At 65.5% G+C, this 12,831-nt stretch carries 10 protein-coding genes; all 10 read right to left on the reverse strand.

Going from position 1 to position 12,831, the window contains the following annotated elements; genetic code table 11:
* Window positions 1-104: 104 nt before the first annotated feature.
* Window positions 105-4,364, reverse strand: a complete 4,260-nt coding sequence (locus JO391_RS15335; protein ID WP_220661320.1) for a Calx-beta domain-containing protein — start codon at window positions 4,362-4,364, stop codon at window positions 105-107.
* A gap of 182 nt (window positions 4,365-4,546) precedes the next feature.
* Window positions 4,547-5,272, reverse strand: coding sequence for a LytR/AlgR family response regulator transcription factor (locus tag JO391_RS15340; RefSeq protein ID WP_220661321.1), 726 nt, complete (start codon window positions 5,270-5,272; stop codon window positions 4,547-4,549).
* Window positions 5,257-6,348 (reverse strand): sensor histidine kinase, encoded by a 1,092-nt coding sequence (locus JO391_RS15345; RefSeq protein WP_259444909.1) that lies wholly within the window; start codon window positions 6,346-6,348, stop codon window positions 5,257-5,259. Before JO391_RS15345 ends, JO391_RS15340 begins: the two co-directional genes overlap by 16 nt.
* A gap of 139 nt (window positions 6,349-6,487) precedes the next feature.
* Window positions 6,488-7,282 (reverse strand): creatininase family protein, encoded by a 795-nt coding sequence (locus JO391_RS15350; RefSeq protein ID WP_220661323.1) that lies wholly within the window; start codon window positions 7,280-7,282, stop codon window positions 6,488-6,490.
* A 12-nt stretch (window positions 7,283-7,294) separates the two neighbouring features.
* Entirely contained in the window at window positions 7,295-7,900 is a 606-nt protein-coding gene (locus tag JO391_RS15355) for an NAD(P)H-dependent oxidoreductase (RefSeq protein WP_220661324.1), read from the reverse strand.
* Window positions 7,900-8,481, reverse strand: coding sequence for an NAD(P)H-dependent oxidoreductase (locus JO391_RS15360; RefSeq protein ID WP_220661325.1), 582 nt, complete (start codon window positions 8,479-8,481; stop codon window positions 7,900-7,902). Before JO391_RS15360 ends, JO391_RS15355 begins: the two co-directional genes overlap by 1 nt.
* On the reverse strand, window positions 8,478-9,866 hold the full coding sequence (locus JO391_RS15365; protein ID WP_220661326.1) for an FAD-binding oxidoreductase: 1,389 nt from the start codon (window positions 9,864-9,866) through the stop codon (window positions 8,478-8,480). The genes JO391_RS15360 and JO391_RS15365 overlap by 4 nt, the downstream gene beginning before the upstream one ends.
* A 21-nt stretch (window positions 9,867-9,887) precedes the next feature.
* Window positions 9,888-11,159 (reverse strand): cytosine deaminase, encoded by a 1,272-nt coding sequence (locus JO391_RS15370; protein WP_310795040.1) that lies wholly within the window; start codon window positions 11,157-11,159, stop codon window positions 9,888-9,890.
* The gene (locus JO391_RS15375) at window positions 11,156-12,022 is read right to left on the reverse strand and encodes an ABC transporter permease (RefSeq protein ID WP_220664583.1); all 867 of its coding nucleotides are present in this window, start codon (window positions 12,020-12,022) and stop codon (window positions 11,156-11,158) included. The genes JO391_RS15370 and JO391_RS15375 overlap by 4 nt, the downstream gene beginning before the upstream one ends.
* 2 nt (window positions 12,023-12,024) lie before the next feature.
* Window positions 12,025-12,828 carry an ABC transporter ATP-binding protein gene (locus tag JO391_RS15380; RefSeq protein ID WP_259444721.1) on the reverse strand — a complete coding sequence of 268 codons (804 nt, stop codon included), beginning with the start codon at window positions 12,826-12,828 and terminating at the stop codon, window positions 12,025-12,027.
* Window positions 12,829-12,831 lie beyond the last annotated feature (3 nt).

Raw genomic sequence — 12,831 nt, forward strand, 5'->3', positions numbered from 1 at the left:
CTTCGGACAGTCCTTGCGAAATCGTTAACGCGGATCCACAAGTCTTTGACATTGCTGGATGCGCGGGAGCGTCCGAGCTCGGACGCCCCCCGTCCCGCAGCGGGTCAGACCAGCAGGCCCTCCAGGCTGAGACCAAGGATCGCGCCCAGGTCGGGCAAGGCGGGGCTGTTGGCCGCGAGGCCACCCAGGGCGAACTCGAAGCTGTCGGCGCCGACATCCCCGGCGGCCACCGCACCGAGCACCGCGTCCATGCTTGAAGCAAGGGCATCGTCGTCGACGATGGTTCCAAGCCCGCGCCCGTCCGACACTGTGACCCCATAGGGATTGGACAGCAGGACCGAGAAACCTTCGTTCCCCTCGGCCAGCGCATCGCCCGTAACGGCAATGCGGATCACCTTGGCGGTCTCGCCCGCCTTGAACGTCAGTCGACCTGAGTCCGCTTCGAAATCCGCCGCCGTCGCCGTCCCCGCCACCGTGCGCCAGTCCACCGTCACATCGGTGGTCGGGGCCTCGCTGAGGGTGACGTTGAAGCTGACGTAGCGCGTTTCATCGCCCGTGGAGCCGCCGGTCTCGATCAGGTCGTCTGCGATGGGCGTCAGGTGGGCCATCTTGTTCTCGTTCACCGAGATCCAGTCATCCTTGAGGATGCCGCCGGTGTCGCCCGAGTTGGGGTTCCAGGACCAGTAGGTCCAGCTGATGCCCTTGGTTCCGGCCGCGATGTCCGAGGTGCCGTCGTTGTCGAAATCGCCGCCGAGGTAGGCTGTCAGCGCGTCGAGCCATTGGGCGTCCTTGGTCGTGGCCAGCTTGGTGCCGAATTCGCCCACATAGACCGGCGCGATGCCCTCGCGGTAGATGTAGCCCCAGGCCTCGTCGAACACCTCGTCCAGGTTGTCGGGATAGGCCGGGTCGCTGAACCAGCTTTGGTCATAGACAGTCTGCGGGTAGTCGTGGGGCGAATAGACCAGCTTGTTGTCGAGGTTCAGGTCGATCGGCCGGTCACGGACCCCCATCAGGTTGCCGCCCCACCAGTAGTTGTCGCCCTTGTAGCTGCCGACGCCCTCGACAAAGATCAGCCAGTTGAAATTGACCGCCCCGATGGCATTGCCGGCGGTTTCCGCAGCCAGCGCCCAGTCATTTGCACCGCCGCCGCCCCAGGTGCCGTTGTAGGGTTCGTTGTGAAGGTCGGCGCCGATGACAGCGGTATTCGCCGCATAGCGCTGCGCCAGCATCTGCCAGTCGGCCACCCAGTCGGCCTGGCTGTGGGCGCTGTCGTACCAGAGCCCATTTTCCGAGGTGCCGTTTCCCGCGCTGCTGCGGTGGTGGTCGAGGATGATCTTCAGCCCGATCTCTTCGGCATAGGCCACGATCTTGTCCATGATCTGCAGGGCGGTCAGGCCCTGGAGATCTGGGTTCTTGCTGTAGTCGATCCCGCCCGGCGTGGCGGTGGAATGCAGCATGTCGCTGGAGAAGGGCAGACGGATGGTGTTGAACCCTTCGTCCACCATCTGTTTCATCATGTCCTGGTAGCTGCGGGTCCACAGCCCGTTCGGGTTCATGTTCGTGCCTTCGAAGCCGAACCAGTTCACCCCGGAGATCTGAACGGGATTGCCATCGGCATCGACGATCTGGTTGCCCGAGGTGCTGAGCCATCCGGTGGCGGCGGTGCCCTCGCGGATGCGACCGTCCGAGATGGAAACGGACGGCGCGCCGGGGCCGGCATCATCGTTGTTTACGATGATGCCACGGCCGGTTGCATCCTCGATCGTCGCGCCTTCGGCGTTTGACAGCAGGAGCCTGACGGATTCGTTGCGTTCCTGCACCGTGTCTCCGATGATCTTGATCCGGACGGATTGGGTTGTCTCGCCGGCGGCGAATGTCACGAGACCGCTCTGTCGGACGTAGTCAGAGCCGGCCACCGCGGTGCCGTCCGCTGTGCGGAACTGCACGGTCACGGCGTCTTCCGACGCGTCCGAGAGGGACAGGGAGAAGACCATCTCGGCCTGGCCTGCATCGCCTTCGACAAGGCGGGCGTCGGCCACGGTGATCCCCGGGAGATCAAGGATGGCATCGCCGTTGAGTTCGAGGCCGGTGACTTCGGTCGCGGTGCCGCTGGCCTGGAAGCCGAAACTCGTCTCTGCCCCGGCCGCGATGTTGGCGTTGTACGAGGCATTCTCGATCACGTAATGCGTGCCCACGTGGCTTGTGATCACGGCGTTCCAGATGTTGGTGATCGTGAAGGTGGCGTCGAACTCGACAGTCCAGCCAGTCAGCGGCAACGTGCCTGCGCCGACCGTCATGTCGGCGGTGAAGCCGGTCGACCACTGGTTCGCCAGAACGTAGTCCACCGTGCCGCTGGAAGCGGCGGCGCTCGCGGCCAGCAGCGTGGCGGCGGACCTGTCGTCGTCCGCGATGCGGCCCGCGCCCACGGAATCGGCCAGGACAGCGCCCTGGACGTTGCCGAGCTTGATGCGGAACGTCTCGACCGCCTCGGCAACGTCATCGCCGATCAGGCGGACCGAGATGGTCTTGACCGTCTCGCCGGGGGCGAAGCCGATGGTGCCTTGCCGCGCCACGTAATCCGAACCGGCCAGGGCCGTGACGTCCTGCGTGGCGAAATCGACTTGCACGGCGGTCTTGGCCGGTTCGGACAATGTGAGGGTGAAGCGCATCACCACGCTGCCATCATCGGCCTCGGTGGCCTGGGCATCGCTGATCGACAGGCTGGGCAGATCGTCGTTCAGGATCGTCGCTACGGCAACGCCATCGGCGATTGTCGCATTGGTGGGCGCGGTGAGGCGGACCCTGAACCGCTCGGTGGCCTCGATGGCGCTGTCGTCGGTGACCGGGATCATGATCATCGCCGAAGTCTGCCCCGGCGCGAAGGTCAGGGTGCCGCTGCCTGCGGTGTAGTCCGACCCCGCCTTGGCTGTGCCATCGACGGTGGAATAGCGCACGGTGATGGTCTCGGTCGAGGGCTTGGAGAGCATGACCATCAGGTGCATGTGGCCCATGCCATCCTCGCCCTCGGTCATCGTCATGTCTTCGATGGAAAGGCTTGGCAATTCGCCGGGGGTCGGATCGACATCGTTGTCGGTGATGGTCCCCGTGGCGGTTGCGGTTCCCGGGCGAGCCCCTTCGGCGGAGGACAGCATGACGGTGAAGGTTTCGGTCGGCTCGACGAGGGTGTCGTTCAGGACGGGAACGCGGATCACCGCGCGGGTCTGGCCTGCCCCGATGGTCAGGGTGCCGACCTGGGCCACATAGTCCGATCCACCATTCGCCAGGCCGTTCAGGGTGGTGTAGCTGACCGACACGTCATGGTCGGCAGCAAAGGAGAGGCTGACCACGAAGGTCAGGATGCTGCGGCCTGTGTCGCCCTCGACAAGGGTGGCGTCTGCAATGGACAGGACCGGCGTCGTGGCGGCGGCGGCGTCAAGCGCGGCCTGCCATTCCGCCCGGGCGTCGGGGGAAAGGGCCGTGATGTTCGACATGGTCAGTTCGGCCATGGCGACGCCGGTGAGCGTGTAGGTCTGCTTGTTGCCGACGATGGTGATGACGGTGGAGCCGCCGGACTCGGCCAGTTCGAACTCGGACGCCTTGAACCAGCCGAAATCCAGCGTATCGCCGGCGGGGTCGAAATCCAGCACGGTGTCGACGCCATAAAGCCAGGAGATCGTGAACACCTCTCCGGCGACACCTGTGGGCGGGTCGCCGGTGCCCACGCCTGTCGGCCAGTCATCGGTGCCGGCAACCGGCATGTCCTGCGGCACGATCCGGTCATCGGGGATGGTGCCCAGTCCCAGTTGCAGATGCACCCGGTCTTCTCGCACCTGGGAATAGTAGAACAGGAAGTTATCGGTGGAGAGTTCCGCCTTCGTCACACCCAGGAGGATGAGCGACTGCCCCGTTCCCGTGTTGGAGATGATGACACCGTCGGCGCCATCGGTCATGGTGATCTGCTCGCGCGAGCCGTAGTAGCGGAAGTCCACCACATCCGTCGCGGGATCGAAAGCCACGCGGTCGATGCGGCCGATTTCATGCGACCGCGCATAGACCGTATGGGCCGCTGGCGTGACGCCCTGCTCCCAGGCAAGCGCGCCGCTGAGGCTTTCGCGCAGATGGGCATTCTCGATCGGCAGGAAACTGTCCACCGTCAGTTGGCCAAGGGACACGCCCGTGATGATGATCGTGTCGCCCGTCCAGGGATTCATGAACCCGACACCCGTGCTTGTGTCGACGACGATGAAGTTGTGCACCGACACCCCGCCCAGGTCGAGTTTGTCATGCGCGGGGTCAAAGCCGGTTATGTCGGCGGCGGTTGTGTCCACGGCATAGATGGTTCCGCCGGTTGCGCTGGTGGCCATGTCGGTCTCCTCGGTCGTTGCAACCGGGAAATGAGCACGCACCGCCCGTGGCTCACTATGGGAGAGGTCCCGAAACTCGATGAAATCGGACCGAAAGTCGGTGGTTCCGGCAGGGTCTGGAGGTGGCTCGCGAGGTGCAGGGAACTTGCCGCCACGTCATCCGCCGCGCTGTGGCGGTATTCTCAGCGCGACGCAAGCAGGGCGCGCAGGCGCGAGCTGGCGGTGCGACCGATGGGCAGCGGGGCCTCCAGGCCATCCAGCGTGACGAGGGTGAGGTTGCGATCCTTCATGGCGATGCGCCTTACGCGCCGGGCGTTCAGGATGGTTGACCGGTCAAGGCGCTGGAACAAGGCCGGGGGCAGCGTCCGTTCGAAATGGCCAAGCGAGCGCAGGATCAGAAGGGTCGGCTGGCGCGAGATGAGCACCCGGCTGAAGTCGCCTTCGGCGACGACGGCGGCGATCTCTGCCGGATCGGCAAAGACGGTCCGGCTGGGGGTGCGCAGTTCGATCACCGGCGCTTCGGCAGAGGCGGACGGGGTGGGGTAGGTCGGGCTTGCCAGCAACCGTTCGATCCGCTGGAGCGTATCTTCCAAACGTTCAGGCAGGACTGGCTTTACCAGATAGTCCACGGCCTCGACCGAAAACGCCTTCACCGCGTAATGTGAATGCGCGGTCACAAAGACGACGACGGGTTGAGGGTCAAGTGCAGCAAGCAGATCGAACCCCGTGCCGCCCCGCAGCTGGACGTCGAGAAACACAACGTCGGGACGCTCTGACTGGATCATCCGGGCGGCCTGATCCAGCGTCTGGGCGGTGCCCACGACATCGACATCGCCACGCAGAGCGACCAGGCGACGCAGCGCAAGGATGGCATGAGGCTCGTCATCGACGATCACGGCGCGGAGCACGGCTCTCCCTCCAGGACCAGACTTGCCACAACATAGCCCTGCTCTTCCAACAGGGCGAAACGATGGCGTCCGGGGTAGTGCAGTTCAAGCCGACGTGCGACATTGGACAGCCCGATCCGCGACCCGTGCCGGGCTTGCGCGGGATCGAGGCTGCCGCGATTGCGGACGGTCACGGCCAGGGACGCGCCCGAGCGGCGCAGATCGACCTGGACCTCGGCGTTCGGGGCCGCAGTGCCGTGCTCTATGGCATTTTCGACAAGCGGTTGCAGCAGGAAGCTGGCGATGTGGCATCCCAGGGCATCGGAATCGACCTCGATAGCGGCGGTCAGGCGCTGTCCGAAGCGCAGTCTGTGAAGCGCGAGGTAGGCCTCCAGGCTTTCGACCTCGTCATTCACGGTGCTGACGAGGCGATCCACCCCTTCGAGGGCATGGCGCAGGAAGTGGGACAGGTCGATCAGGACAGCTTGCGCCGCCTTTGGATCGGACGCGATTTCCTGCGAGATGCCGTTGAGCGTGTTGACCAGGAAATGCGGGTTCAACTGCAGGCGCAGGCGCTGCAGGTCCAGGCGAAGCGCCGCTGCCTCGGCCTGCGCGGCGCGAAGTTCTTCCTGGCGGCGGGCGCGCTCGGCTGCGATCCAGAAGCAGATCAGGCTCCAGCCGCCGATGACCATGAAGTAGTAGAAGCCCGCAATCGCGGCATCCTCGGCCCCGGACCGGCCCGGCATCGGCCCGCCGAATCCGATCCGCAGGAGAAGGCTGGTGGCGACCAGCAGAAGGGCAGAGGCGAGCGAGAGGCCAAGGACCCAGGCGACAGCCACCGGGGTGAAGCGACCGGCGAAACCCTTTCGTTCGTAGATGGCCGCGACGAAGATGGCGAGGGCAAGCACCAGGGGTGTCAGTACCGCCGTCAGGGCAAGGGTGACCTTCAGGTCCTGGTAGACCGTGTAGCGTGTCACGAAATCCAGGACGGCGAAGAGCCCGCCCGCCATGATCTTCTGCCGCGCGCCGAAGACGGAGTCTCGCGGCGAGGCCACCCCACCGGGGGATTGCTTGGGGGAAAGGGCAACCCTGCGCATCTTCAAGGGCGTTGCCGTGAACCTGCGATCCGGATGCAGAACCTCACGGGCATTCCTCCCTGTCACACCTTGGTTTCCTGATAGGAAAGCGGCTTCTTCGAGACAAGTGACCTGGAGCCCGGTCGATCTGCAATGCGCCTCAGAACGCTGGTGTCACCGGCGAGAGCCCATCAAGCGGCTGGCTTTCTACCTTGCGCAACAATCCGATGACGTCGGCCACCATCTTTTCGGCGGTGAGGTGGCCCTTTTCAGCCGTGCCGAGGTGGGCCTCGCCCACCACGCCGGCCGGGTTGAGATCCGACGCGATCCAGGCGGCAGAAATGCCGCCGATGGGAGAGATCGCCGCAGTCTCGGCGCTGGAGCGGAAGTCCTGTGCCTGGGACATGTCCACCGTGTCGGGCCTGAAGGCCAGCAGCAGCGAGGTCTCGACATCGCCGCCGTGGATGCCGAACGTTGTCTCTTGCGGGGAATACAGGCCTTCGGGCAGTCCGTGCGCCCCCCAGCCCAGCTTGACCACATACATGCCGGCCCGGACCCGAAGCTCGCGCCCGACGATGGAAATCAGGTCCACGTTGCCGCCGTGGCTGTTCAGGATCACCAGCTTGCGCACCCCGGCACGGGCGACGGACAGGCCGATCTCGGTCCAGACCGCCAGAGCCGTCGGAGCGGTAAGGGTCAGGGTTCCGGGTGCCCAGAGATGCTCGTTCGACTTGCCGACCGCTTGGGTGGGCAGGATGCGCAGGTCAAGGTCATCAGGGCAGCGGGCGCGCAGCAGGTCCAGCAGCCCTTCATTGATGATGGTGTCGGTGCCCACTGGCAGATGCGGCCCATGCTGTTCGATGGCGGCTGTGGGCAGGATGGCGATGGTCTTCAACGGATCGACCGTCTTCCATTCCGGGGCGCGATAATCCTTCCAGTCAAGGCGGCGTGTCATGGGGCGGGCCTTTCAGGGCATTGGGCCGATCAAGCGATCCATCCGGGCTGCCACGCGCGCAAGTTGGCGGGCGCGGCTGTCGGGGGTCGAGGAATCCATCAGGTAGTGGGCGGCAAAGACCTTGCGCATGCGCCGGGTGCCAAGCCAGCCCACGCCCCGCATCAGCTGGCGCTTGCCGGGCGCGCCGACCAGGGCGGTCAGCCACCACGAGGCGCCGCAGGTGGTGAAGACGCCAAGGCGGGTGATGTGCCCGAGGCCGGGACGGATGGTGCTGTTCGTGGCATCGGGCATGAAGAAGGCGACGTCAGGCAGAAGCACGCGGTCCAGCCAGCCCTTCAACATCGCGGGAAGCCCGTACCACCAGGTCGGATAGACGAAGATCAGCGTGTCGCACCAGGCAATGTCGGCGCAATGATCCTGGACCGGGGCGCGGTTGGCCGGGCAGTCCAGATAGCCCTCGTGCTCGGTGGCGGTCAGAACGGGCTGGAAGCCTTCGGCGTACAGGTCGCGCAGGCGGACTTCGGCCCCCGCCTGGGTCAGCTTGTCCAGTATGACATCCCGCACACCTGAAGTGAAGCTGCCCGGCCGGGGATGGCAGTAGACGACCAGCGCCCGCATCAGAACGCCTCCATCTCGGACCTGACTTGGGACAGGAAGGCGGACGTCCGGTCTTTCGTGACGTTGTTCATGTCGTAGAGGGCAAGGTAGCGCGTCTTGCCGGCCTGGGCGATGCGGGACATCGTGCGCTTGACGATCCGGCGCGGCGGATCGCCCGCAAGGAAGCTGCGCAGCCGGGTGCCGCCGTAGGTCGTGATCGCGGCAAGCTTCTGGATGTTGGTCAGCGCGGGGGCGACGCGGCCTTCGCGCAGGTCGAAGCTGACGCCGGGCAGGAACACACGGTCGAAATACCCCTTCAGGATCGCCGGAAAGCCGTAGTTCCAGACCGGGAACACCAGCACCAGCGCATCGGCTGCGCGCAGACGGTCGACGTAGCCATGAACAGGGGCGATGTTGCGCGTTGTGTCGTGATACAGGCGCCGCTCTTCGGCCGAGAGCACGGGATTGAAGCCTTCGGCATAAAGGTCGCAGTCATCCACCTGCCAGCCGCGCGCCGTCAGGGTTTCGACCGTGGTGCGGTGCAGCGCCGCGGAAAAGCTGTCGTCCAGCGGATGGGCAAAGAGGACGAGCGCCCGGCTCATTCTGCCGCCTTCCGAAGCCCCGGCCACGCATACATCCGGTCATAAGCCCAATCGGGATCATCCCAGGCGATCATCTTGCCGGGGTTCAAGAGACCCTTGGGATCGGCCTCGCGCTTGAATTCCAGCTGGCGCAGGTCGACCGTCTGGCGACCGCCCTCTTCCAGCGTGTAGCGGTGGGGGTTGAAGATCAGCGCGCCCATTTCCTCGTGCTGGCGGATGATTTCGTCAAGCCGGTCCTCCGTCGTGAACTTCACCAGCGACAGCCCGCCCATGGCCACGCGCCCGCCGGACCGCGTCACTTCGACATGCTGCAGCACCTCGGGGGAGAAGCGGGCGCGCACCTCCTCGACCAGCGGCAAGGGATCGTCGCTGCCATAGCCAACCTGAAGATAGGTGATCGACGTGTCCACCTTCATGGCGCGCAACGTGGTGTGGTTCCAGCAGTATTCGAAAATCTGGCCTGGCTCGCGGTCCCACTTTGTGCTGTCGGAGCGATAGATGATCTGCGCCGGGTGGCGGGCAAGGAAGGTCAGGAAGCCCCCCATCGCGTGCGGCGCGACCATCAGCGCCACAACCGCCTGCCCTGTCCCGACATGGGGCGCGACCCGCTGGAAATAGTCCTGGGCGATCGGGGCTTCGAAGACGGTGGCGAGCTTGATGAGGATGCCGTCCTCGGCGGCCAGGTCATAGGCCATGCGGTTGGCCGCTGCGAAATCGTCCAGCGTCACGAAGATCTGCACCCAGTCATAGGCCGGGGCCAGCGGCATCTCCAGCTCGGTGATGATGCCGTTCGTGCCGTAGGCGTGGCTGATGCGGTGGATTTCCTCGCCGGTGAAGTCCAGCACGCGCGGCTCGGCCTCCATCGTCACGACGCGCAGGCGGATGATGTTGCCAAGATCACGCAAGCCACCCCACCGGACCGAGCCGACCCCGCCCGATCCGCCGGCCACAAAGCCGCCGATGGTCGCCGTGGCCCAGGTCGAGGAATACATGCGCAGTTCCTGATGCGGCGCGCAGGCTTCGTCGATGTCCTTCAGCAGCGCGCCGGGTTCCACGATCACGCGGCCGGGCTGGATGTCCTTGATCCGGTTCATCTTGTGCAGGTGCATCACGCAGCCCCCCGCAAGGGGCATCGCCTGGCCATAGTTTCCGGTGCCGGTGCCGCGCGTCGTGACCGGCACGTCATGGGCATGGCAGACCTTCAGCACCTCGATCACCTCTGCCTCGGTCCGCGGCGTCACGACGAAATCGGCCGTCACATGGTCCAGCCGCGCCTTCAGGACGGGCGAGTACCAGAAGAAATCCCGGCTCTTTGCCTTGATCGAGGCTGGGTTGACGTCGAGATCCAGGTGGGAAAGGGCGGCCTTGGCGGCATCTAGGTTCATGTCTGGCTCCGGTCGGGCGTGTCAGGCCCGCATCAGGGGGTCGAGTTCCGCGTAATCGGGCAGGGTCCGGTCGATGGCACGCCCTGCCCGCAACACGATACGGTCCGCTTGCGGGCGGGCGAAAAGCTCGGTCCAGCTTCGCGCCTTGCAGATCACAAGATCGGCCGGTGCGCCGGGCGCGAAGGACGGCTGCGCGAACCCGCAGGCCAGGGCGGGGTTGACGCTGAATGCCAGAGGCCAGTCCGGCCCGGAATGATCCAGGTGGCCGATCCGGGTTGCCTCGCGCATCACTTCGATCATGTCCATGTCGCCATAGGCATAGAAGGGATCGCGGGTGTTGTCCGAGGCGAAGGAGACCCGGATGCCCCGTGCCTGCATCTCGTGCACCAGCGTGATGCCGCGAAAGCGCGGGGTGCGGGCGGCGTGCCGGTCCTGCAGATACAGGTTGCACATCGGCAGGCTGACCACGTTGATGCCCGCCTTTGCCACCAGGTCCAGCGTTTCCAGCGCCTCGTGCTCGGGCATGGTGGACAGCGAACACAGGTGGCCCACCGTCACCGGGGCGTCGAAGCTGCGGTCAATCACGGTCTGGGCCAGGACCTTCAGCGTGTTGCAGGTCGGGTCCAGCGTCTCGTCCACATGGAAATCGGCGTCCAGCCCGTGCTTGATCGCCAGGTCGAAGAAGGCGTCAAGATATGCCTGAAGACCGGGCACCTTGTAGGTCACCATGCCCAGCACTCCGCCCGAGGCGGCGGTGATCCGGGCGGTCTCTTCGAAGGCGGGCGTGCCCACGCTTTCGCAGCCGACCAGGCAGGACGCCTGCAGGTCGACCCGCCCGGCCCAATCGGCCCGCACTTCGCGGAACACGCCCCAGGAAATCGCGTCCTGCGGCGGGATGCTGTCCAGATGCGTGCGGATGGCCGAGGTTCCATGGGCCAAGGCGCAGCGCAGCGAGAACTCCATCCGCGCGCGCACATCCTCGGCGGACCACGACGCCTCGCGGTCGCCGCCCACGGCCGTCAGCGCGCCGGCAAAGCTGCCATCGGGGTTCGGCGTGCGGGGCCAGATATGGCCCTTGTCCAGATGTGTGTGCATGTCGGTGAAGGTCGGAAAGACCATTGCGCGGCCCATGTCCACCGCAGGCGCCGCCGGATCATCCGCCACGATCCGCCCGCCCTCGATGGTCAGCGCCAGCGGCACAAGGTCCCCCTGCTGTCCCAGCAGGCAGGCGGGGGCGGTCATGTTGGCCAGCCGCAGGCGCGGCAGGTCGGGAAGGGTCCGGAAATCCATCATGACTCTCGCTTCAAGGCGCTTTCGTGCCATTTGCGGAGGAGAAGGTGATTCAGCAGGGCCGTCGCCATGAAGATCACCACGCCCATCAGCGCGATCAGCAACAGCGCCGCATACATGCGGGGAATGTTCAGACGGTAGCCCGCTTCGAGGATGCGGAAGGCCAGACCCGACCCGATTCCGCCGGTGCCAGCAACATATTCAGCCACAACGGCGCCGATCAGGCTGAGGCCCCCTGCAATGCGCAGGCCACCCAGGAAATAGGGCAGCGCCGAAGGCAGTTGCAGAAAGCGCAGGCGCTGCCAGCGTGTGGCGCGATAGATCGTCATCAGGTCGCGCAGGTTGTGATCGGCCGACTTCAGGCCAAGCGTCGTGTTGGCAAGGATCGGGAAGAACGCCACGATCCAGGCGCACAGAAGAAGCGCCACATAGCGGTTCTCGACATAGATGAAAATCAGCGGCGCCACCGAGACAATGGGCGTGACCTGCAAGATCACCGCAAAGGGAAAGAAGGACATCTCCGCATAGCGGCTTTGGGTGAAGAGGATCGCCAGAAGCACGCCGCCCGTCACCGCGACGGCCAACGCCGCCAGCGTGATCTGCAAGGTCACCAGCATGGCCGGGAACAGAAGCGACCAGTCGGCGATCAGTGTCTGCACCACCAGGCCGGGGGTGGGCAGGATATATTTGGGAATGTCGTTCAGCACCACCAGCCGGTCCCAGCCGTAGATGGCAAGGACCATGACAAGGACGGGCAGAAGCCATTTGGCAACCGCCTCGGTCCGGCGCGCGCGGGCAAAGCGGGCCTCCTCTTCGTCGTACAACTCGGCCGGCTCGGCCAGAGGAAGGGGGCGGTTTTCGGCCATGGTCACGTGGCTGCCTCCAGCTCGGTATTGCCCATGGCGGCCATCAGTGCGTCCGAGGTGGCGCGCGCGATGGCGCCGTATTCGGCAGAGGTCCGGAACGACGTGTCGCGGGGATAGGGCGTGTCGACGGTGAATTCGCTCACCACCCGTCCGGGCCGCGGGGCCATGACAAGGATGCGGTCAGACAGGAAGACGGACTCGAAGACCGAATGGGTCACGAAGATCACGGTGCAGCCCGTGGCGGCCTTCAGCCCCAGAAGATCGTTGTTCAGCTTCTGCCGCGTGATCTCGTCCAGCGCGGCGAAGGGTTCGTCCATGAGGATGAGGCGAGGGTTCGTCACCAGCGCCCGCGCGATGGACACGCGCATTTTCATGCCGCCCGACAGCTCGCGCGGATAGGCCCCGGCAAAGCGGTCCAGACCGACCAGGTGCAGCACCTCGTCGATGCGGGCGCGGACCGAGGCGAGGGACTGGCCGCGCAGCCGGAAGGGCAGGAAGACATTGTCCATCACGGTGGCCCAGGGCATGAGCGTGGGCTCCTGGAACACCACGCCCAGGTCGTCGGGGCTTTGCCCGCCTTCCCAGGTGATGCGCCCCGAGGTCGGGCGCATTAGCCCGGCGATCAGGCGCAAAGCGGTGGACTTGCCGCACCCCGAGGGACCCAAGAGCGAGATGAAATCGCCCTCGTTCACCGACAGGGACATGCCGCGCAGGGCGGCGACCTTGCCGTTGAACGATTTGCCGACCTCCTGCATCTGCAGGATGCGGGGGCGCTGGCCAAGGGGAAGCGTATCGCGGTGCAGCATCGG

The sequence above is a fragment of the Neotabrizicola shimadae genome (assembly GCF_019623905.1).
GTDB classification, from domain to species: Bacteria; Pseudomonadota; Alphaproteobacteria; order Rhodobacterales; family Rhodobacteraceae; genus Neotabrizicola; species Neotabrizicola shimadae.

Bases quoted from the DNA above. Each gene is read 5' to 3' on its own strand.
- JO391_RS15345 (WP_259444909.1), bottom strand. From the start codon at position 6,348: ATGCGCAGGGTTGCCCTTTCCCCCAAGCAATCCCCCGGTGGGGTGGCC.
- JO391_RS15335 (WP_220661320.1), bottom strand. From the start codon at position 4,364: ATGGCCACCAGCGCAACCGGCGGAACCATCTATGCCGTGGACACAACC.
- JO391_RS15365 (WP_220661326.1), bottom strand. From the start codon at position 9,866: ATGAACCTAGATGCCGCCAAGGCCGCCCTTTCCCACCTGGATCTCGAC.
- JO391_RS15360 (WP_220661325.1), bottom strand. From the start codon at position 8,481: ATGAGCCGGGCGCTCGTCCTCTTTGCCCATCCGCTGGACGACAGCTTT.
- JO391_RS15370 (WP_310795040.1), bottom strand. From the start codon at position 11,159: ATGATGGATTTCCGGACCCTTCCCGACCTGCCGCGCCTGCGGCTGGCC.
- JO391_RS15355 (WP_220661324.1), bottom strand. From the start codon at position 7,900: ATGCGGGCGCTGGTCGTCTACTGCCATCCCCGGCCGGGCAGCTTCACT.
- JO391_RS15375 (WP_220664583.1), bottom strand. From the start codon at position 12,022: ATGGCCGAAAACCGCCCCCTTCCTCTGGCCGAGCCGGCCGAGTTGTAC.
- JO391_RS15380 (WP_259444721.1), bottom strand. From the start codon at position 12,828: ATGCTGCACCGCGATACGCTTCCCCTTGGCCAGCGCCCCCGCATCCTG.
- JO391_RS15350 (WP_220661323.1), bottom strand. From the start codon at position 7,282: ATGACACGCCGCCTTGACTGGAAGGATTATCGCGCCCCGGAATGGAAG.